The following is a 20,445-nucleotide window of genomic DNA, read 5'->3' on the forward strand; positions in this document are numbered from 1 at the left end:
TAGCAAATGAGATTTACAGTTAATACAATAATAAAGTGGGAAGTTGAAGATGAAAAACAGAGTTTAGAACGAATTCTTTTTCTTGATCAGGATTTATTGTATGTAATAAATATAAATGATAACTCGCTACCCTTTCCAAGAAAAATTTCCGATATAAATGAAGCACTATTCGACGAACGAGCACAAATTGTTAACGAAGATCCTTATTTATTACTAATATCAGATGAAGAGCTGCCACCAAAACATAAAGAAAAAAGGGATAAAGCATGGAAGATAATTAAAAATTTTGTAAGAAATGAGCCCGAAATATTTGAACCAACATATCGCAGAAAACTTATTAAGAAAACTGTTGAACAGTTTGATGTTAGTGAAAATACTGTTGCCAGCTATCTAAAAAGATATTGGAAAAGAGGGAAAACCCCTAATGCTTTAGTTCCAGATTATAGATATTGTGGAGGTCCAGGAAAAGAGAGAACGGCTGGAAAAGTAAAAAGGGGTAGACCTCGAAAACACCAGAACATAACTGGAGAAGGAATAAATATTACGGAAGATATAAAAAAAACCTTCCGTATTGCTATAAATAAATATTATTACACCACGGCAAAAAACTCTTTGGTTTTAACCTATGAACTGATGAGGAAAGAATATTTTGTAGATGGTTTTATAGAGGCAAATGGAGTGAAAATACCTATTATAAAGCCTCAATCGCAGATTCCGAGTTTTGGGCAGTTTCGATATTGGTTTGAGAAAGAAAGAAACATCAAAAGAGAGATTACCAGCCGATATAGTAATAAAAAATATCAAAAGCAATATCGACCTATTATAGGAAACACTGCTAGTGACGTTCTGCAACCTGGGACTTTTGAAATAGATTGCCAGGTGGGGGATGTCTATTTAGTATCAAGGTTTAATAAAAATTGGGTTATTGGTAGACCTGCTATCTATGCGGTTATTGATAAATTTAGCCGTGTCATATGTGGAATATATATTGGCCTTGAAACAGGTTCTTATGTTGGTGCAATGATGGCACTTTTAAATGCAACTATGGATAAGGTTAGATTTTGTAAACAGTATGGCATTGAAATACATGAAGAGGATTGGCCCATTCATTATTTACCAGAAACTATTATTGCAGATCGAGGAGAATTAGAGGGCGGAAACATCGAGGACTTAATCAATATATTAAATGTTAAAGTACAGAATACCCCTCCCTACCGTGCAGACTTAAAATCAGCAGTGGAAAGGTTCTTCGGGCTTACAAATGAGAGAGTGAAACCATTTTTGCCAGGAGTAGTAGATTTGGACGGGCGAGAAAGAGGAGATAAGGATTACCGACTAAAGGCAAAGCTTGATTTATATCAGTTTACCCAAATTATGATTAAGTGTATTTTATATCACAACAACTATTATAACTTGAACTACTATAAAAGGGATGAAATGATGATCGCAGATGATGTTCCCTGTATTCCCATTAAGCTTTGGAGTTGGGGGATTGCAAATAGAGGTGGAACACTGCGCACCGTTCCTGAAGATGTAGTAAAGTTGGCTCTGATGCCTTCTGATACAGCAACCGTTACAGCAAAAGGGGTAAAATATAAGGATATGTATTATGCATCTACTTCAATGCTAAAGGGACAAGCTTTTGTTAATGCCAGAACAAAAGGGACTTGGAAGGTAAAGATAAGTTTCGACCCTAGGGATATGAACTATATTTATGTACATGGTAAAGGGATTAATGATTATGAAAAATGCTATCTAATAGATGGAAACAGCAGGTATAAGGATAAGGCGATAGAGGAGATTGAATATTTGCTTGCCGTGGAGAGAATGCAGAAAGAAAAAAGTGAAGATGCAGTGGCACAAGCAAAGACACAGCTGATTGTAGAGATAGAGGATATTGTTGAAGAAGCAAATGATGATTACAAGAGAGAGACAAATCCTATAAAAAGTGATAAACAAAGGGTAAAAAATATAAGAGAAAATCGTAAAGCCGAAAAAACAGTGAGAAGGACGGAAGAAGTTTTTGAATTAGGACATGAAGATGAAAATCATTATAGCAGTATTATTTCTAGTAAGAAGGGTTTTGAGGAAGAAAAAAGCACTTTAGATTTGTTCTTTAGAAAACAAAAGGAGGGCTTGGCAAATGGGGGAGGTTTGGATTCCAAGTGGTAGTATGGCCGTAGAAGCAGAATATAAAGAGCAGATAATACCAGATTATAAAGACAATCCTTTTATAGAAGCCCTTCCGAGCCTTATGGCTCCAGATGAAGTAATAGAAAAACTGGCTTTTTATCCTCAATATAATTCCAGTGAAAGACAGTTAGAGAGCCACTATAGAATACACATGATAGATAGGATGTTCCAAGTGTTTCAGCCCCTACCTATGAGTATAGAATTGGAAAGCAAGATTGCCCGTGCTGTTCGTCAGGGATATCTATCCAGAAATCCCTTTGGGAGAGAGCTAGTTTGGGGATTTCGTCAGGATTATTATAGAAAAAATAATATTAATTTAAGCGCTGATAGCGGATTTTATTCTTCATCTTTAGGTTTTACCTTAATAGGTATATCGGGCCTGGGGAAAACTTCTTCACTTCAGAGGATACTTAATTTGTATCCTCAAATTCTTGTCCATTCGGAGTATAAAAATATGCATTTTTCGGTGTATCAAGTCGTCTGGATGAAACTGGAGTGCCCACACGATGGTTCTATAAAAGGTTTACTATATGAATTTTTTTCCGAAACAGATAGATTGCTCGGGACCAACTATTACCAGAAAATGATGAAAATAAGAGCGACAACGGATGCTATGATGACGGTAATGAATCAAGTGGTAAGGAATTGTTCATTGGGATTGCTTGTAATAGATGAAATTCAGCATTTAAGTATGGCAAAATCGGGTGGTAGTGAAAAGATGTTAAACTTTTTTGTAAACCTTGTAAATAATGTAGGTGTTCCAGTGATTTTAGTGGGAACTCCCAAAGCAATTGCTGTGTTTCAGGGAGATTTTAGACAAGCAAGAAGAGGAGCGGGTCCAGCAGGCGATATGATCTGTGATAGGATTCAGAAGGATGGGGTATGGGATTTATTAGTTAACTCTATTTGGCGTTATCAGTGGACGAGGAAAGAAACTCCTCTTACTCCTGAAATAAATAATGTGTTATATGAAGAAACACAGGGCATTCCAGATTTATTAAAAAAAGTTTATGGTATTGCACAGGCCTATACAATTTCTACAGGCAAAGAAGAAATAACTCCTTATATTATTAAAAAAGTGGCTAAACAAAACTTAAAACTGGTGCAGCCAATGCTTACTGCCTTAAAAACTGGCAATGTCAGAGAAATTGCTAAATTTGAAGATATATGTATGTTAAATATAAATTTCAATGGTTTTTTGACTAGAACAAAACAGTCTATTACTTTAGATTTAAAAGCTAAAGCAATTAAAAAGCAGGAAAAAGAACAAAAGAAAGAAGATATGATGGATAAGAAAAAGGAGGCAGTTTTGAAGCTTATAGATCTGGGATTTGATGCTAAAAAGGCTCAAAAAACTATCGATAAGATGGATTATGAGCAAGGTAACGAGAATGTAAGTATAAATAGTATAGTATTAGATGCAATAAAACTTCTTACAGATGGAGAAAAGAAAAACAAAGCAAGTGGTGAAGGGAAGGTTAAATATGATGCATCTGATATTCGGTATATAGTTGAACAGGGTAAAAAATATAATAAAAGTGCATATGAATCGCTATTAGAGAAAGGTTACATTAAGACATTTCAAAATGATGTCTTTTCTTTTCAGAGGAGATGGTGCAGTGAACTTTTTTCCAACACCATATCCAGATGAGCTATTATACAGTGTATTGGGGCGTTACTGTATTAGAAGTGGAAACATAAGAGAAATACATAATATTCAAGATATGTTTGGGTCACGAAATGTGATTGCATCTATGGAATTGCCAACACAACTGGAAGCATTAATTGCAAATATGCCCGTAAATACAAAATATACGGCGGAACAATTTATATATAAGCATACTTTGTTTCCTTTTTATGCTGCTTTTATTCCTTCCAAGCGAGCTAAAGAAATTGTACAAGCAATGAAAAACGGAGAAGGGAAAACAATCTATATAAAAATTGGGTTAGTGTCAAACACCGTAATATTAAACAGGTTTTTTAGATTTTGTCCTGAATGTTTTAAAAAAGATATAGAAACATTTGGAGAACCATATTGGCATAGAATTCACCAGGTTACAGGGGTATTTGTATGTTTAAAGCATAAGATGCCTCTTTGTGACAGCACAGAACTCATAAGGGCAGGCAACAGACAGAGATTTATTAGTGCATCCCATGAGAACTGTATAGTAGAAAAAGAAATAAGTTATTCAAATGATTTGATGGAAAAGATGCTTTGGATAGCAGAGGATACAGAAATACTTCTAAATAATCAATTTGGGTTTAGGGAAGGTCAATGGTTTAAAAGTCAGTTTCGGGTTAAGTTGATTGAAAAAGGCTATGCTAGGATGAACAATTATATTCATCAAAAGAAGTTAAAACAAGACTTTGTGGATTTTTATGGTCAAGAATACTTGGCACTTGTTCAATCCCCTGTATCAGTTAATAGTGGAGGTTGGCTACCTGATATGGTTAGAAATAATGATAGGACAACCTATTCAATAAGGTATCTATTATTAGCGAGGTTTCTCGGAATTCCAATCGTTGATTTATTTAATACAAAACTTGGCTCGAATGATGAAGATGAAAACAATATTGATGCTTATCAGGAACTGTGGGACCAGAGGTTGATAGAACTTGCTCAATCAGGGCTATCAATCCGAGAAATATCAGATATATTAAAGTCATCTACAAAAACAATTAGGAAGGCTATTGATAGATTAGGAATAGAAGAGTTTTGGAAATTTAATGGCGGTGGAAAATATCTTCATAGCAAGTTTACTGATACAGAAGAATTCAGAATGAAAAGAGAAAGGTTAAGGGAAGAGTGGCTTGAACTCCATGCTCAATATCCTGATAAAAGCAGCAGTCAAATTCGTAAAAATAACGATGGAGTCTATGCTTGGTTAAAAAAATATGATAGTGAATGGATGGAAGAAAACTATCGCAGAATAAAAACAGTAGTTAATACTGTTGATTGGGATAAAAGAGATGCTGAATTGCTTCCAAAAGTAAAAGAAGTGGTTAAAGAAATGAAACAAGGTAAGCCTGAAAGGATAACGTGGGGTGGTATAGGAAGAAAATTAGGGATTAGCGGATGGTTTGCAAAGAGCAAAAATAAGCTGCCATTTACTAAAAAGTATGTAGATTCCGTAGTAGAAAATCTGCAAGAATTTCAAATAAGAAAGATACAATGGGGTATGAGTCAATTAGAGGGGGAAGGAAAAGAAATCAAGTTGTGGAATTTAGTAGAAACGGCAGGAGTTAAGCCTAGATATATGAAGAATATTAGTAAAGAAATAAAAAAAATATTAGAAGAAAAAGGCTATGATACAGATTTTTTATCTAACTTAAAATAAGGTAGATATGAATTTGATTCGATATAAAGAAGACACTATAAAAGTATCTAGATTTTTTGGTAGTGCCTTGATAAGGGAACGAGTGGTAGAATTGTGATTTTACTCAATTCTATTATTCGAACCATTATGTCCAAAAATTTGCTTTTTTAGAGTATAATATAGATAGATTAAGATTAGTCGTTTATAGATACGAGAATATGTGACTAAATAAAGAAAGATACTTATTTTTTGGCAATGAATTAATAAATGAATGAATTAGTATTTTCCTCCAGAAAACCTATAAAGATTTTTAAGTATAAACAAAAAAGGGGGAGATAGAAATGCTTGTATTTTGGAGTGCAGTAATCGGAATTATTTTGATGACATTAACGGCCATTTACAGCATAAAATTAATGAGTAAAAAATAATAAATAGATAGGGTTAATAGTTGGGATTAAGATATTATATCGGTAACTTTTGTTATCAAAATTAGAGTTTTTCATGGAAAAAACGTTGATATAACAGACTTAAGAGGGAAAACGGATGATAAGAATAGTCCTTTTTCCCTTTTTCTATATGCCTTGCTCTGCTCTCACGATATGACTTTATTGCTTTTTAAAAAAAGTGCTAGGATAAAAAGGCTATAATACGGGCTTTTAAAGTATTGATAATTATAATGGTATAATAGAAGAAACAGGTAAAAACTTGTTCAATATAGTAGTTGGAAATTGATAGGAGATAGATTCACATATAAAGGATAAAGTAGTAGTAGGTCTACAATGCAACTAATTCATTTGCCTTTAAATAATGTTAAAAAACAAACAGATAATTACTGAAAGGGGGTTAGATATTATGTTTAAAAAAATCCTGGGAGTATTTGGTATAAATAAGAGAAAAGACTCTTTAAGAAGTAACCCGAAGGAAGAAGGTAAAAATGCTTTAGAACAAGAAGTTGGTAAGGCAATTGATGAAATAAAGGACGAAATATTTACAGTTGATTTTATTAGCATTAGGGAAAATAATGAGACAATTAAAAATGCAGAAGTTGTGTTTCCTGCCAAAAATCAATACATAATAATTAATGGTGAAAAAACATATTTTGATGCTTACTATATTAGGGACGAAGGAAAGAGTAGCGATAACCTATATAATAGGATAGCGACTCCTGATTTTAAGTTTTGGATTCTGCCTAAAGACTATAAGCGCTTCATGGTGATAGCCAATCATCGCCATGATATACTCATTGAAAATAGGAAGAAACGTGATGAGATAATTAAAATTGATATGAATACTCCTTGTGAATATGATTCCATAGATAAAGATATATATAAATGTTTTATCTCAAATAAAGCTGGAATGTGCGATGCTATAGGGACATGGGAACAATTTAGAAAAGTGGAAGAACAAATAGCAAAAATATGTGAAGAAAATAGTGGCAGATATTTTAAGACACAGGCTAAAACTGCTAATTTTGCAATTATTTTTGATTACATAGCTAGAACATATTCAAATGTAAGCAGTCTTAAGGAAAAAGGATATAAAGTTACGACGTTTGAAATGGCACTTGAGTTTTTTGGGCTTTCTCATATGTGGAATTTGAGCAATCTTAAGAAAATGGAGAAAAAGCATAAAGAATTTATAAAGGAAAGTTACAATAAATAGGTAAATCTTGTTTTATTAAAGTATAACCATGGGTTTGGTCAAAATACAGTTATTTTATTTTGTATAAATATCATCAACATACAGTAAGAAGAATATTTATTTAATTCTGTATAGCAGATATAATGTAAAATAAATAAGACCAGCTAATTAAAGTCAATAGATTTTAGCAAAATAATATTAAATATTTTTTGAAAAATTAATAATAAAAAAATGCACACCTAATAAACCAATGATTATTGGTTTAAAAAACGAAGCTGTTATTTAAAATTGTTCTTTGAAAACTAAACATTAAATACAGATCATTAGGCTACTGAAGACCTAGTAAGAAGTAGTTCCTCATGCTCTTCTGGGGTTCTTAGCTCAAAAGGCTTTTTGTCTCTCATGACGGCGAATATAATATTTACTAATTTTCTCATTACAGCACCTAATGCAACCTTTTTGGGCTTGTTTGTACACTTTTTTTGGTAGAACTCATAGAGCACTGGATTAGTTTTGTCACCATTTCTCTTACTTCGAATATTGGCTAAAGCAGTTGTAAAGATGACCCTACGAAGCAATCTAGAGCCCCTTTTAGACATTTTGTTACGGGTTCCGGTGAATTCACCCGATTGATTAACAGAGGGGTCAATTCCAAAGAAAGCTACAAGTTTATTGGGGCTAGAAAATGCAGAAAAATCACCAACCTCAGCAAGTATCGTGGCAGCAGTTAGTATCCCGATACCAGGAATACTGCATAGCAGATTAATAATAGGTGCCAATACAGGATTATCTTCTAAAGAATCTGCTAAAATAATTTCATTAATTGCGTCAAGTATGTCTTTTTGGGCATCTTGTAAGGTTCTTACCATGGAAATATTAACTTTGAGAATGGCTAGATTTCCAGGGTTATTGATGCTTAAATCTTTAAATTCCTTAGCTTTTAAAACCAAAAGTTCATATTTTTCAGTGGACCACGCTAAACCTTTTTTAGAAGTTTTTTCAATAAGTGATATTAATGTTTGTTTGTTAGCCTTTAGAATTTGCTTAGGTGAAGGATACCTATCAAGTACTGCTAAGGCAGTGTTTGAATATACATTTTGGAAGACATCTGTAAAGTTTAGCATTACTTGATCAATAATGCCAATAAGCCTATTCTTGTAAGTAGTAAGTTCATCACCTAACTTGTAATATTGGCGACAAAGGCTTTTAAGGCAGTCAATAACATCATCAGGAACAACAGTAGTCTTAATAAAAGAAAACCTATAAAGCAATGCAATCTTATGGGCATCAAATTTATCATTTTTTACTTTCCTTATTCCAATATTTTTGATAGAATCAGATTGGATGGGGTTTATGATAGAGACCTCAAATCCAGAATCAGAAAGATAGTGGAAGAGGATTTTGTGATAGTGCCCAGTGGATTCTAAGACTACGACAGGCCTAATTGCAAAATCCTTTTCTGCTTTTTGCAATAGACCTATAGCCTCTTTAATACTGTCAATTGAATCATGATAGATCTTAATACGATGATAAATCTCATTATTAGGGGACAAAATACACATCTCACTAAAATTTTTACCAACATCAATTCCAGCTACAGGTGGATAATCCATAAGAAACCTCCTAAATAAAGTATTTGGATTTAGAAATCCATTCCTTCTCAAATAAGTACACAACCTTGCATGTGACACGAGGAACCAGTGTTAACTGGCCTCAACCAGCCAAATAATGTAATCTTATGAGAATGGATAGATACTCTTTTTTACAGGTAGTCGCATAAAGGCGTCCTAGGAGGAATTGCATCAACCTCCAAATCCATAAATTAATTATACAATATTGTTCATGGTTCAGGCCAAATTAAACTGGCTTTATGGCTAGGGTGAGAAGCCAAAGAAATGTATTTAATGATTAGAAAAGAAGACTATATTATTATTTAAGAAATTGATAATTATTACAGTGGAAAACTGTAATTTGATTATAACTATATTGTACAAGGAGGGATATATTGAGTGTAGTAAATGATATACAAGCTATATTTGCCAGAGAAGCAAAAATGTCTCCTATGCTTTTAGCTGATTTAGCAAATATGGAAAAATATATTGCCGAAAGTTATCAATCACGTTCTGTTGTAGAATTGCTTCAAAATGCTGATGATGCAAATGCAAAAAGATTTTTTATTAGGTCTAATAACGATTGTATTATAGTAGCCAATGATGGAAGAAAATTTAATAAAGATGACGCTATGTCTATTTGTAGAAGTGGAGTATCTACAAAAAAGAGAGATGGAAAAACCATTGGATATAGAGGAATTGGTTTTAAGTCCGTAGTTAATCTGGCAGAAAGAGTACATATAATAAGTGGTACAATCAGGATGACGTTTTCAAGAGAATTGACGAAAAATTATCTTGAAGTTAGCAATAAAGTGCCGCTGATAAGAATACCGCATATATATACACCTATATCAAATCATGAAGGAACTATTAATAAGTTAATTGAGAAGAATTTTAACTCCATATTTATTTTCGAGCATCCTAAATTAAATAACTTGAATGAGGATTTAGGTTTATTAGATTCGAGCATATTACTTTTTTTAAAAAATATTTGTGAATTGGAAATACATTCGGTCGTATCAAAAAAAATAAGTGTTTCAAGAAAAGAATTAGATTATAAAGAAATTATAGTTATTAATGATAATGATAACGAGCAAGAAAGATGGTTGGTTATTAGGGATGAAAAATGTAATGCTTTAGCTTTTCTGTTAAATGATTGTAATGAAATTATAGAATTAGGGGAGGATAGGGCTGTAATTCATTCGTTTATGCCGACAAAAGACAAAGTTGGTTTGCCAATAAAAATTAATGGTGATTTTTCTACAGACCCTTCTAGAACAAGAGTTGTATATGATGAAATATCAAAACAGACATTATTGTCATGTAGTAGATTAGTAATTAATTCTTTAAAAGATTGTATATCTAATAAAGAGCAATATGATGGTTTAGGCCTTTTTAGCGTTTTTGCAAATTTCAAGAAAGATAGAGTTAGTGGTTTTACATTAGGTGTTAAGATTAAGGAATATTTTTTTGATTGTATTAAAAGTGAACTAAATAATATTAAGTGGTATAACGGGGTTGAAACGGAGAATCTTCGAGTAAATCCTGAATGGCTAAATTCATATGATTTTAAAAAATTTTGCAGACAGTTAAAGTATACACCGCTATGTAAAGAACTAGAAAAAGATTATCCAGGGATATTAAAATTTTCAAATTTGTTTGAGTTGAAAACTTTAGATTTGGATCAAGTCTTGGATTTGTTAAATAATCTTAAACCTACAATTAATGGTAGTGTGGATGTTATATGCGAAATTATTCGTCAGTATAGATTTAATTGCAATTCAAAAATCAAAGTAAAAATTAAAAATGCTAATTTAATATATTTTAAGTCAGGTATATATTCATCAAATTCAAAAATAAATGATTTTAACTTTGACCCTGATTTTTATGATGCTTTAAATATGAGGATAAACGATGATAATGATTTAAAATGGTTTATAAAATTATATTTTGAAGATTTGAGTATTCAAGTTTTAAAAGCAAACAACATATTACAGGAGGAACATAAGCAAGTAAAAGGTAATGATACACAACTTTTAAAGCTTGAGGTTAGTAGGTATACTAGTAAAGCAACTTTGCCACCTATAAACAAATGGAGAAGTGTAGAACAAAATCTTGCTGCTTTTCTAGAAAGAGATTCGGCAGTTAAAAAAGTTATTGATGTTAGTAAAAGTAATTTGGGTTATGATATAGAAGTTCATTATAATGATGATAGAGTTCGATATATAGAGGTTAAAAGCGTTGAAAGGTTGGGAGCACCCATTTCGTTGACAAATAATGAGTATTCAACTGCAAATGAATTAAAAGAAGAATATTTATTAGCCATAGTGGAGCAAACAGATTTATGTATGGAAGTATGCTATATTGAGAATCCAATAAATCATCTAAATTTAATTAAAAGAGTAACTAGATGGGAATGGATTTGTGATGATTATAGTGGTACTTTTTTAAACTATTCATTTTAAATAATAGGGGGATATTATGGCAAACAAAAATAGAATTGAAGTGAGCAAAATACAGCGATTAATTAGCATTGAAAAGAAATATGGGATAGATGATATGAATCTATTCGCATATATGCCAAATTCTAAAGAGCTAATTATTTATGGAGAAATTTATGGTGAAAGGTTAACTAATAGCATTAAGATGATGTGTAGTGTATATGATAATGAAGGAGATATAATAGCATCAGGAGAAAATAGTAGTTATTCAAGTGGATTGGTAACAAGTTATATAGAACCACAATGTTTTGAAGGAATATTTCCATTTGAGATACAAGTAAATATACCAAATGGGAACAAGATTGATAAAATACGTATTTACCCCATAAATTAGTATATGTAAGGAGGATACTCGTGGAAAAAGATTTTAAGTATCCAAAAAATATTGTTGAACGATTGGATGTTTTTGAAAGAAAATTTGGAATAGAAGATATGAATGTAAGTGTTTTTCAAGATTCTTGGTATGACGGGGATTCAGGGGTAAAAGTTATAGGAGAAATTCTAGCTGAAAATTTAACTGAAAACATATTAATAATAATAACAGTACATAATGAAGATGGACAAATTATTGGTGCTGATTTTAATGAAAAAATTGATGCAGCAGATTTTGGCGGTATTTATTCATTTTCTCAAAGTCTGCGCGTTGCTAGTGGAGAAAACATTTATAAAGTACGTGTATATCCCGTAAAAAATCCAGCAAGTTGGTAATTTGATAGTATTGGTTATTTCTGCTTTACAAGAAAAAGCCAGTAGCTTTAATAAAAAGAGTGTAATAATTGAGAGTTTTTAGAATGGCGGGCACAGAAGTTGTTGCAAACGATTATTATTGACCAGTAATATTTATTATATGAAATTTATTTAATTATATCAAGAATAATAATGTTTAAATTCATATAACAAATTCAGGTATAAAGTAACATCTTAAGACATTAATCCTTACCCCTTAAAACTGTAACTATGTATAACCAAAATAAAGTCTTGTGACGGAAAATAAAGTTTTGTCATGTTTATTAGGGAGCAAGGCTCAAGAATCAATGAATAAGGATATTTTTAAGAAGGATTTAGAGACAATCACAATAGACTAAAACCATTGATAGTAAAGATTTAAGAGGGAAAACGGATTATGATAAGAATAGTCCTTTTCCCTTTTTTCATATACCTTGATCCTGCCTTTACAACAGAACTTTATTTACTTTTTCAGAGAGCATTAAGGGGCATTTGAGGGCAAAAAATAATAGGAAGTAAAAAAGAGGTAAAAAGGAAGAAAAATACAAAGGTAGAGATACCAATGGTTAGCGGGTTGTGCGTGACAGAACTATATTTGCTTTTTGACAGAACTTTATTTTGATTGCACATATAATGTCTCCATCAAATAAAGTCCTATCATTTTGCAAATTCATTTTAAAATGCAAATAAAGTTGTTTCAGGAAACATGGTTTATTAGGGATTAGGAATCTCGGGTAAGCCATGTTTTTTTATTAGAGGTTTGCGAGGGATAGAGAAAAGGATACAAGGCAAAAGTCAGGTAAATCAAGGGATTGAAAGATTGAATGGAAAAGAAAATGGAGAGGAGAAATGGATAGAATTCTCCTTAAACCTTCTCCCTTAACCCTCAATCCTAATAGAACTTTATTTTCATTTTTTGCCCTAATTTTTAAGAAATACAAGGACTTTAAAAGATAAATTAAGGGGAAAAGGGCATAAATGGGGAATTAGGGATAAAAAAACAAGCCGGTGTTTTCAAGGGTTTGAGGGGTGTTGGTGAGAGAACTTTATTTGAAAAAGGAGAGGAGTTTGTTTGATGAACACATAGTTAGGAACAAGGAAAAAGGGGTAAGGAATATAGGAAATAAATTAGGCAGGATATAGGGGTTAATTAGTTGTTGTAAAAAGAAAATAAAGTAGTGGTATTAGAAGGGATAAGGAATAAGGGAAGGCATTGGTAATACAGGGTTTAGTTCAGTTTTAAGGTTAAAAGAATATGGATATTAAAGGGAATTTGTGAAAGGACTTTATTTACTTTTACTATACAACATAGGCCTTTTTTTCTGTTTCTAAAAATGATGTGGTGAAAAATATTAGAAATAGAAAAGTCCTTGCATTGCAGAAAAGTAGTTACAAAAAGAAAATAAAGTTCTTAGATGGTGTTTTACCCACATTTCTTGATACAAGAATGGGGATAAAGTATATAAAATATAAGGGAAATGTGGATAAAAGGGAAAAGGAATTAGGACATTATTTACATTTTATAAGAACTTAGCATATTTTTTCTGTTTCAGAAATGATGAAGAAGAAATTTTGGAAAAAGAAAAGACAATTTTAGTGATGGTAAAGTTCTATTAAAGTGAAAATAAAGTTATATTATTTATATGAATATAGGAAACAGGTTGTGGAAGAGGTTAATAGGGTATTAGGAGAGTTGCTTAAAAAGTAGTAAGGTGTAAGAAAACGGGTGCTTTTATAGGTTATATGGTGTAAAATAAAGGTATAAGGAACGAATTAGTAGAATAAAACGAATTATCGAGGGAGATGAAAATAGTGATTATACGTTTAGCCAAAATTGATGATGAAGAAAAAATATCAAGCCTGATAGCACAGTTTAGAGTTGAACTAAAACAATTTAAAGGAATTACTTCAACACCTAAAATAGACCAAGCAAAGGAAGAATTTAAAGAATATATAGAGGCGAAGTATCCTATTTTTGTCGCTGAAGATAATAGTAAAGAACTATTGGGGTATATAGTTTGTAGAATTGATGGTAATGTAGTTTGGGCAGAATCTCTATTTGTTTCTGATAGTGCAAGGAGAAAAGGTATAGCCTCAAAACTATATAAAGAGGCAGAAAAAATTGCGAATGAATTGGGTGGGGATACAGTTTTTAACTGGGTACATCCTAATAACGATAAGATGATAACATTTTTATCTAAAATAGGATATGATGTTTTGAACCTTATTGAAATAAGAAAACCTTCGAAAAATGAAATATTAACTCAAAAAATATGTGTTGGAAATCATGAGTATAACTATTAATCTTTAGGTTGGAATATTTATATTTTACGTCGCAGTGGTTGAATTTTGTGAATTAAGAACATTATATTTAAAGGAGGGTATGAAAATGATTATACTTGGGATTATCGTGAGTATTGTTATTGGCGTGATAGGTTCCAGCATTGGTTACGGAATGAATGCTGCTGAATTAGGGCCAATATTATCGATTGCAACAATGGGTGGATTTATCATGGCTTATATAAAGAAAAATAATATTAAATAAACATTTAGAGGCGTAAAAGTTGAATGATGTACATTAAGATAATGTATATAAATTTAAAGTAGGTGATTATAAATGGATTGGAATATAGTTCAGTTACCAGTTGAAAATATATATGATAAATTGGATATTAGTTTTACACCCTTTTTCAAAGAGAATATTCAGTTATTTAAAGAGATTGGATATGAAAGAATTTTAGACATAGGATGTGGCTACGGTAAACATAGCATTTATCTTGCAGAAAATAATTTTAATGTAACTTCAATAGATATAAATGCACAGGCAATAGAATGGTTAAAGAGATATATAGATAGAAAATCTATAAGTAATATTACTTTAATACAAGCAGATATGAATAGTCTTCCGTTTCAAGATAATTATTTTGATACAGTGATTTGCACATCCGTACTTCATCATCAGGATTTTAAACAAATTGAAAATAGCATTTCTGAAATCTATAGGGTGTTAAGACGAAGAGGATACTTTTTATTTGACTTTCTATCAGTAGAAGATGACTCTTTTGGAATTGGAGAAGAGATAGAAAAAAATACATTTGTAGGTTCAAGAGAAGGAGAAGAAAATATACCTCACCATTATACTGATGTTATTGAATTAAATGAGTTGTTTAATAATTTCAGGAAGATTAAAATTCAAAAAAATGAATATCATATTATCATTGATTCAGAAAGAAAGATTAAAAGTAGGGTTTTTGATGTTTTGACTTATAAGTAAATTATGGATTTTAAGTAATGATGCAATTAAATGCATCATGTCGAATTAATTACAAAGAGATTCGAATGGAGATGAAACCTATGAAATGTCCCTATTGTAATGGTGAAATGGAGATAGGTATATTAGAAGGAGGAAGGTATCTTTTATGGGCGAAACAGCCACATAAAGTATCCTATCATCCTAAAGCAGGCGAAGTCTTACTAGGAGAAAAAGCGGTTAGTTCTATCAGAGTAGATTCTTATATTTGCAAGCAGTGTAAAAAGATTATCATAGATTATGCTAATCTTGATGATGTAAAAGAGGGATAGATAGTACATATTGATAGAATATTATGCAACAAAATTTAGGGGGGAATTTATGAAGAATTTTAAACGTTCTCGAAACCTATCGTTACTTGCTGGATTTCTTTTTATAATAAATACTATTTTGGCATTAGTAAGTACTCAATTTATTCTCGTACCAATTTTAGAGGCAATTGCAAGTATTTGTTTTTTTGCAGGTGCTTATGATTACCATAAGAAAATTACCAAGGATAATAAGGATTAAGGAAATGTACATTATTCATAAAATATGTATTAAGTGAGGTTATATAAATTTGCAAGGGGCGATTGTTTGGCTAAGCATGATTTTGGAATAATAGATTCTTTTGAAGAAAATAAGTGGTATAGCGATTATGAACCTGAAAAATACAATTGTATTTCGGTACATGATGACTTATTAGAAGAGATGATTATAAAGTATAATGAAGAACTAATGGCAATAAAAACATACCTTCAGGTTACAACTCAGCCAGGAAATGGATTGGATTATTGCGGGGTAACCCTCATCCCACCAGAATCCCTTAAACAATTTAGAGAGATTATTATCAAGGCAAATAGTTATTATCAATCGCAGGAACTTCAATCGCTTGTTGAAAAGGTATCTAATGCAATTAGTGAAAATAAATACTTAATTCACTACGGAATATAGTGTTTTGTATATAAGCATATGAATATGCAGGCTAATAGGGGGATTATCATGTTCGAATACATAAAATTGCAAAGAACAATGTGCTATGGAACTTGCCCTGTTTATAGTGTAACAGTAGATAACGAGGGCAATGTAAATTATCATGGAGAAATGTTTGTATATAAGAGCGGAGAGCAGCATTGGAAGATATCAAAGAAAAAGGTAGAACAATTAAATAACTTGATTGAGGATTTTGGGTTTAAGTCTTTCACATATGAACCAGGGGAGGAGTTCATTACAGACCAGCCTTCTTGTATTACTACAGTTAAATATTCTGATGGGCAAACTAAAGAAATTGACCATTACTATGGACACATTTTGATAGATGATAATTTGACCGCATTTGAAGAGAAGATAGATAGAATAATAGGCACTAAAAAATATGTAAATCCAAGGTTATACATATATCAGGTCGAAGAAAAGACTTCAGAAGCGTCAATTAGGTTTATAGTTATTTCTGCTTCTGAAATAGAAGCAATAGATTTAGTAGAAAAAGAATGTGATAAACAAGAAATATTGGAATGGAAGGTGCAGAAGATAGGGATTGCTACAGATGACTATTATGGACCCATAATAATTATGAAAAGTGTTTGATTAATGGTTGGTGAAATACTATGTAACCCATTGGTTATAACGGATTTGAAAAACAAATTCAAGAAATAAGTAATCATAGTATTTTAGGTAAGTGAAAAGTATGAGGAGAAAAGATAGAAAAAATAATAAACGTTGCCCTGAAAAAAATAAGTTTGTTCTAAAATCCCGTAGTAGATGCAGGATAATTCCTGATTTATTCCGGGATTTTTATTTTTAAGAGGCTGATAATTAAGGTGTAAGTTGCAAGTACAAAGGATAATATTCTTATTGACAAAAAAATAAATCTACACTATTATATGAGTATAATCGAATATAATCATATAGGAGGCGATGAATTGGATTTCATAGAAATATTTAAGGCATTGGGAGATGAAAATAGGATTAGAATATTAAATCTGTTAATAAGAGAAGAACTTTGTGTATGTGAAATAGAGACGATGCTAGGAATGACTCAGTCCAACGCTTCAAGACATTTAAACAAATTAAAAAGCGCAGGTATTATAACTAGTGATAAGAAGTCACAATGGGTTTATTATGGAGTAAATAACGAATTTATTAAGGAAAATAATTTGCTGTATGAATTTCTTAAAAACAAGATTAACGAAAATGTACAATACCTAAAAGATGTTGAAAGGCTTAAAAAATATAAAAGCAGTAACTTTACTTGTGAGCAATTAAGAGAAGATAAAAAGCAAGTTCTAAAGTTTCTTCGAAAGTAGCGTAAGAAGATGGAAGATGAAAAGTAGTATGGTATTGTTAAATACATTTTAGATACTTTTATTTCATATTATATGATTATAATCGAATATAATCATATATGTAAAAACAGATTAGATAGATTGGAGGCATTAAATTTGGATAGCGAAGAAGTAATAGAGAAAAAAAGGGGACTGGGCTTTTTCGAAAAATACTTAACATTATGGGTAATTGCATGCATCATAGCGGGAGTTGCCATAGGACAATTAATTCCTGCAATTCCTGAAACATTAAGTAAGTTTGAATATGCCAATGTATCCATTCCTGTTGCTATTCTGATATGGCTCATGATATACCCTATGATGCTGAAGATTGATTTTTCAAGCATTATCAAGGCAACAAAAAAACCGAAGGGACTTATAGTTACCTGTGCGACAAACTGGTTCATCAAGCCTTTTACCATGTATCTCATAGCAGCATTTTTCTTAAAGATAGTATTCATAAGATGGATTGGTCAAGATTTAGCGACAGACTATCTTGCGGGTGCAGTATTACTGGGAGCCGCACCATGTACCGCTATGGTGTTCGTATGGAGTTATCTGACAAAAGGCGACCCTGCTTATACATTAGTTCAGGTAGCGGTAAATGACCTGATTTTATTACTCGCATTTACTCCTATAGTAGCATTTTTATTAGGAGTAAGTAATGTAATTGTTCCTTATGATACACTATTTTTATCCGTTGTCTTGTTTGTTGTGATACCTTTACTTGGCGGATACTTATCAAGAAAATTTATTATAAAGCATAGGAGCGTAGAATATTTTGAAGATGTTTTTCTAAAGAAGTTTGATAATGTAACTATTGTAGGTTTGCTTCTTACTTTAATAATCATTTTCTCGTTTCAGGGTGAAATTATTTTAAATAATCCTCTGCACATTTTATTAATTGCTGTACCATTAATTATTCAGACATTTTTAATATTCTTCATCGCCTATGGATGGGCAAAGATATGGAAACTTCCCCATGATATTGCAGCACCTGCGGGAATGATTGGAGCAAGTAACTTCTTTGAACTTGCTGTTGCAGTGGCCATTTCACTTTTTGGGTTGGATTCTGGAGCCGCTCTTGCAACAGTTGTGGGAGTACTGGTTGAAGTTCCTGTCATGCTTGTACTTGTTAGAATAGCCAACAACACAAGGTATTGGTTTAAACAAACTGGTGAAAGGGGAAAATAAAACACATGAAAAAGAAGGTGGCATTTGTATGTGTTCACAATTCCTGTCGTTCTCAAATGGCAGAAGGTTGGGCAAAGAAATTGGGAAGTGATGTATTGGAAGCATATTCGGCGGGAACAGAAAATTATCCTGAAGTAAAACCACTGGCAGTACAGGTAATGGAAGAAGAAGGGGTAGATATGGGCGGATATCATCCAAAATTATTAAGTGATATTCCAGAAGAAGTAGATATTTTAATAACTATGGGTTGTAACGTAGTATGCCCTTATGTGCCATGCAGGTACAGAGAAGATTGGGGACTTGAGGACCCATCAGGTGGACCAATAGAGGATTACAGAAAAACAAGGAATATTATTAAAGAAAAAGTAATGGATTTGATACAGAGGGTAAAAAAACAAACAAATTTAATGAATATAAAAGAAGATGTTAGTGGAGAGAAAAATCCAAGCACTTTTTCTTTTAAGTCTTAAAGAAGAAGTGTACAAGAAGATGCTGGAGGAGATAAAAGACAATATAGACGATTATTTGAAACTTAAAAGAGATGTTGAAAAGTGTATGAATGTTGAAAGTTATCTTGTAGTTGCAGAAAATAGGGGGGAATTATATGAATATACTAACAATGTTATTTGGCTGGTTAAATGACCAATTATTAAAAATGAAATGGCTTTCAGAACTTATAAGGCTTCTTATGGAGAAAGTATTTGGCTTGTCGATTAATGATAGAATAGGTGGAAGTATTCACTTCTTTATCTATGATACTATTAAAATTTTTATTTTATTATCGGTATTAATTTTTATTGTATCTTATATCCAAAGTTATTTTCCACCAGAAAGGACTAAAAAGATACTCGGTAGAATAAAGGGTATAAAAGGAAATATACTTGGCGCACTACTTGGAACTATCACACCATTTTGTAGTTGTTCCAGTATACCGATTTTTATAGGATTTACTTCGGCTGGATTACCTTTAGGTGTAACTTTCTCTTTCCTGATTTCTTCACCGATGGTAGATTTAGCATCATTAATGCTTTTAATGTCATTTTTCGGTGCCAAAATTGCCATAGCCTATGTGGTTGTAGGTCTTATTCTTGCTGTTGTCGGAGGTACTTTAATTGAAAAGTTGGGACTTGAAAAATATGTAGAGGGATATGTTAGAGAGATAGAGAATGTAGATACTGATTTTATAGAAATGAGTCGTGATGAAAGAATTTCTTATTCAAAAGAACAAGTTAAGGATATTATCCATAAGGTATGGTTATATGTATTAATTGGGGTAGGGATAGGAGCAGCAATTCACAATTGGATTCCTCAATCAGTTATAGAAAATGTGATTGGAGAAAATAATCCATTTGCAGTTTTAATGGCTACAGTAGTTGGTATTCCTATGTATGCTGATATATTTGGTACACTACCAATAGCAGAGGCTTTATTTACAAAAGGAGTAGGAATAGGGACAATATTATCCTTTATGATGGCAGTAACTGCCTTGTCACTTCCTTCTATGATAATGCTTAGTAAAGTAGTAAAACCTAAACTTCTAGCAATCTTTGTATCCATTGTATCAGTAGGAATTATAATTATTGGATATCTATTTAATGCTTTTTCGTATATTTTCATATAAATAAATTAAATTAATCAATTGAGGAGGAT

The 20,445-nt window shown here is 31.8% G+C and carries 21 protein-coding genes; 20 read left to right on the forward strand and 1 reads right to left on the reverse strand.

All coding sequences use genetic code 11. From position 1 onward, the window contains the following. The first annotated feature begins 6 nt into the window (after positions 1-6). From EQM13_RS01450 to EQM13_RS01465, 4 genes are all read left to right on the forward strand, one after another. Entirely contained in the window at positions 7-2,172 is a 2,166-nt protein-coding gene (locus EQM13_RS01450; RefSeq protein WP_128751739.1) for a Mu transposase C-terminal domain-containing protein, read from the forward strand. Then, positions 2,144-3,844 (forward strand): ATP-binding protein, encoded by a 1,701-nt coding sequence (locus tag EQM13_RS01455; RefSeq protein ID WP_170177302.1) that lies wholly within the window; start codon positions 2,144-2,146, stop codon positions 3,842-3,844. Before EQM13_RS01450 ends, EQM13_RS01455 begins: the two co-directional genes overlap by 29 nt. After that, positions 3,813-5,531: a TnsD family Tn7-like transposition protein gene (locus EQM13_RS01460; protein WP_206172769.1), complete on the forward strand. Its 1,719-nt coding sequence runs from the start codon at positions 3,813-3,815 to the stop codon at positions 5,529-5,531. Before EQM13_RS01455 ends, EQM13_RS01460 begins: the two co-directional genes overlap by 32 nt. A gap of 831 nt (positions 5,532-6,362) precedes the next feature. Then, positions 6,363-7,172, forward strand: a complete 810-nt coding sequence (locus EQM13_RS01465) for a hypothetical protein (RefSeq protein WP_128751740.1) — start codon at positions 6,363-6,365, stop codon at positions 7,170-7,172. A gap of 302 nt (positions 7,173-7,474) precedes the next feature. Here EQM13_RS01465 and EQM13_RS01470 read toward each other — a convergent pair whose 3' ends face one another. Continuing rightward, positions 7,475-8,764, reverse strand: coding sequence for an IS110 family RNA-guided transposase (locus EQM13_RS01470; RefSeq protein WP_128751741.1), 1,290 nt, complete (start codon positions 8,762-8,764; stop codon positions 7,475-7,477). Between the two features lie 392 nt (positions 8,765-9,156). Between EQM13_RS01470 and EQM13_RS01475 the strand changes: the two genes are divergently transcribed. The 16 genes from EQM13_RS01475 (at position 9,157) to EQM13_RS01540 (ending at position 20,416) form a co-directional block, all read left to right on the forward strand. After that, on the forward strand, positions 9,157-11,226 hold the full coding sequence (locus EQM13_RS01475) for a sacsin N-terminal ATP-binding-like domain-containing protein (RefSeq protein ID WP_128751742.1): 2,070 nt from the start codon (positions 9,157-9,159) through the stop codon (positions 11,224-11,226). A 16-nt stretch (positions 11,227-11,242) separates the two neighbouring features. After that, on the forward strand, positions 11,243-11,596 hold the full coding sequence (locus EQM13_RS01480) for a hypothetical protein (RefSeq protein ID WP_128751743.1): 354 nt from the start codon (positions 11,243-11,245) through the stop codon (positions 11,594-11,596). A 20-nt stretch (positions 11,597-11,616) separates the two neighbouring features. Beyond that, positions 11,617-11,970, forward strand: a complete 354-nt coding sequence (locus tag EQM13_RS01485) for a hypothetical protein (RefSeq protein WP_128751744.1) — start codon at positions 11,617-11,619, stop codon at positions 11,968-11,970. Between the two features lie 1,360 nt (positions 11,971-13,330). Next, on the forward strand, positions 13,331-13,522 hold the full coding sequence (locus tag EQM13_RS18125; RefSeq protein ID WP_161567141.1) for a hypothetical protein: 192 nt from the start codon (positions 13,331-13,333) through the stop codon (positions 13,520-13,522). Between the two features lie 278 nt (positions 13,523-13,800). Then, positions 13,801-14,292 (forward strand): GNAT family N-acetyltransferase, encoded by a 492-nt coding sequence (locus tag EQM13_RS01490; RefSeq protein ID WP_128751745.1) that lies wholly within the window; start codon positions 13,801-13,803, stop codon positions 14,290-14,292. Positions 14,293-14,377: 85 nt separating this feature from the next. Then, positions 14,378-14,533, forward strand: a complete 156-nt coding sequence (locus EQM13_RS18130) for a hypothetical protein (RefSeq protein WP_161567142.1) — start codon at positions 14,378-14,380, stop codon at positions 14,531-14,533. A 72-nt stretch (positions 14,534-14,605) separates the two neighbouring features. Next, positions 14,606-15,262 (forward strand): class I SAM-dependent methyltransferase, encoded by a 657-nt coding sequence (locus tag EQM13_RS01495; protein WP_128751746.1) that lies wholly within the window; start codon positions 14,606-14,608, stop codon positions 15,260-15,262. Between the two features lie 17 nt (positions 15,263-15,279). Then, on the forward strand, positions 15,280-15,570 hold the full coding sequence (locus EQM13_RS01500; RefSeq protein WP_161567143.1) for a PF20097 family protein: 291 nt from the start codon (positions 15,280-15,282) through the stop codon (positions 15,568-15,570). A 49-nt stretch (positions 15,571-15,619) separates the two neighbouring features. Continuing rightward, entirely contained in the window at positions 15,620-15,808 is a 189-nt protein-coding gene (locus EQM13_RS01505; protein ID WP_128751748.1) for a hypothetical protein, read from the forward strand. A 66-nt stretch (positions 15,809-15,874) separates the two neighbouring features. Beyond that, complete coding sequence (locus EQM13_RS01510) at positions 15,875-16,231, forward strand: hypothetical protein (protein WP_128751749.1); 357 nt, start codon at positions 15,875-15,877, stop codon at positions 16,229-16,231. 48 nt (positions 16,232-16,279) lie between these two features. Continuing rightward, entirely contained in the window at positions 16,280-16,864 is a 585-nt protein-coding gene (locus EQM13_RS01515; protein WP_128751750.1) for a DUF6438 domain-containing protein, read from the forward strand. A gap of 335 nt (positions 16,865-17,199) precedes the next feature. Further along, positions 17,200-17,583 (forward strand): ArsR/SmtB family transcription factor, encoded by a 384-nt coding sequence (locus EQM13_RS01520; protein WP_128751751.1) that lies wholly within the window; start codon positions 17,200-17,202, stop codon positions 17,581-17,583. Positions 17,584-17,718: 135 nt separating this feature from the next. Then, on the forward strand, positions 17,719-18,795 hold the full coding sequence (gene arsB, locus EQM13_RS01525; RefSeq protein WP_170177303.1) for an ACR3 family arsenite efflux transporter: 1,077 nt from the start codon (positions 17,719-17,721) through the stop codon (positions 18,793-18,795). Between the two features lie 5 nt (positions 18,796-18,800). Beyond that, on the forward strand, positions 18,801-19,265 hold the full coding sequence (locus EQM13_RS01530; protein WP_206172770.1) for an arsenate reductase ArsC: 465 nt from the start codon (positions 18,801-18,803) through the stop codon (positions 19,263-19,265). Continuing rightward, positions 19,219-19,437: a hypothetical protein gene (locus tag EQM13_RS01535; protein WP_128751753.1), complete on the forward strand. Its 219-nt coding sequence runs from the start codon at positions 19,219-19,221 to the stop codon at positions 19,435-19,437. Before EQM13_RS01530 ends, EQM13_RS01535 begins: the two co-directional genes overlap by 47 nt. Then, entirely contained in the window at positions 19,400-20,416 is a 1,017-nt protein-coding gene (locus EQM13_RS01540) for a permease (RefSeq protein ID WP_128751754.1), read from the forward strand. Before EQM13_RS01535 ends, EQM13_RS01540 begins: the two co-directional genes overlap by 38 nt. The last annotated feature ends 29 nt before the right edge of the window (positions 20,417-20,445 follow it).

It is taken from the genome of Acidilutibacter cellobiosedens, assembly GCF_004103715.1.
GTDB classification, from domain to species: Bacteria; Bacillota; Clostridia; order Tissierellales; family Acidilutibacteraceae; genus Acidilutibacter; species Acidilutibacter cellobiosedens.

What these genes read in the sequence shown, in the direction of transcription:
- EQM13_RS01450 (WP_128751739.1), top strand. Translation starts at nt 7, where the DNA reads ATGAGATTTACAGTTAATACAATAATAAAGTGGGAAGTTGAAGATGAA.
- EQM13_RS01455 (WP_170177302.1), top strand. Translation starts at nt 2,144, where the DNA reads ATGGGGGAGGTTTGGATTCCAAGTGGTAGTATGGCCGTAGAAGCAGAA.
- EQM13_RS01465 (WP_128751740.1), top strand. Translation starts at nt 6,363, where the DNA reads ATGTTTAAAAAAATCCTGGGAGTATTTGGTATAAATAAGAGAAAAGAC.
- EQM13_RS01470 (WP_128751741.1), bottom strand. Translation starts at nt 8,764, where the DNA reads ATGGATTATCCACCTGTAGCTGGAATTGATGTTGGTAAAAATTTTAGT.
- EQM13_RS01480 (WP_128751743.1), top strand. Translation starts at nt 11,243, where the DNA reads ATGGCAAACAAAAATAGAATTGAAGTGAGCAAAATACAGCGATTAATT.
- EQM13_RS18130 (WP_161567142.1), top strand. Translation starts at nt 14,378, where the DNA reads ATGATTATACTTGGGATTATCGTGAGTATTGTTATTGGCGTGATAGGT.
- EQM13_RS01495 (WP_128751746.1), top strand. Translation starts at nt 14,606, where the DNA reads ATGGATTGGAATATAGTTCAGTTACCAGTTGAAAATATATATGATAAA.
- EQM13_RS01500 (WP_161567143.1), top strand. Translation starts at nt 15,280, where the DNA reads ATGATGCAATTAAATGCATCATGTCGAATTAATTACAAAGAGATTCGA.
- EQM13_RS01505 (WP_128751748.1), top strand. Translation starts at nt 15,620, where the DNA reads ATGAAGAATTTTAAACGTTCTCGAAACCTATCGTTACTTGCTGGATTT.
- EQM13_RS01515 (WP_128751750.1), top strand. Translation starts at nt 16,280, where the DNA reads ATGTTCGAATACATAAAATTGCAAAGAACAATGTGCTATGGAACTTGC.
- EQM13_RS01530 (WP_206172770.1), top strand. Translation starts at nt 18,801, where the DNA reads ATGAAAAAGAAGGTGGCATTTGTATGTGTTCACAATTCCTGTCGTTCT.
- EQM13_RS01535 (WP_128751753.1), top strand. Translation starts at nt 19,219, where the DNA reads ATGTTAGTGGAGAGAAAAATCCAAGCACTTTTTCTTTTAAGTCTTAAA.
- EQM13_RS01540 (WP_128751754.1), top strand. Translation starts at nt 19,400, where the DNA reads ATGAATATACTAACAATGTTATTTGGCTGGTTAAATGACCAATTATTA.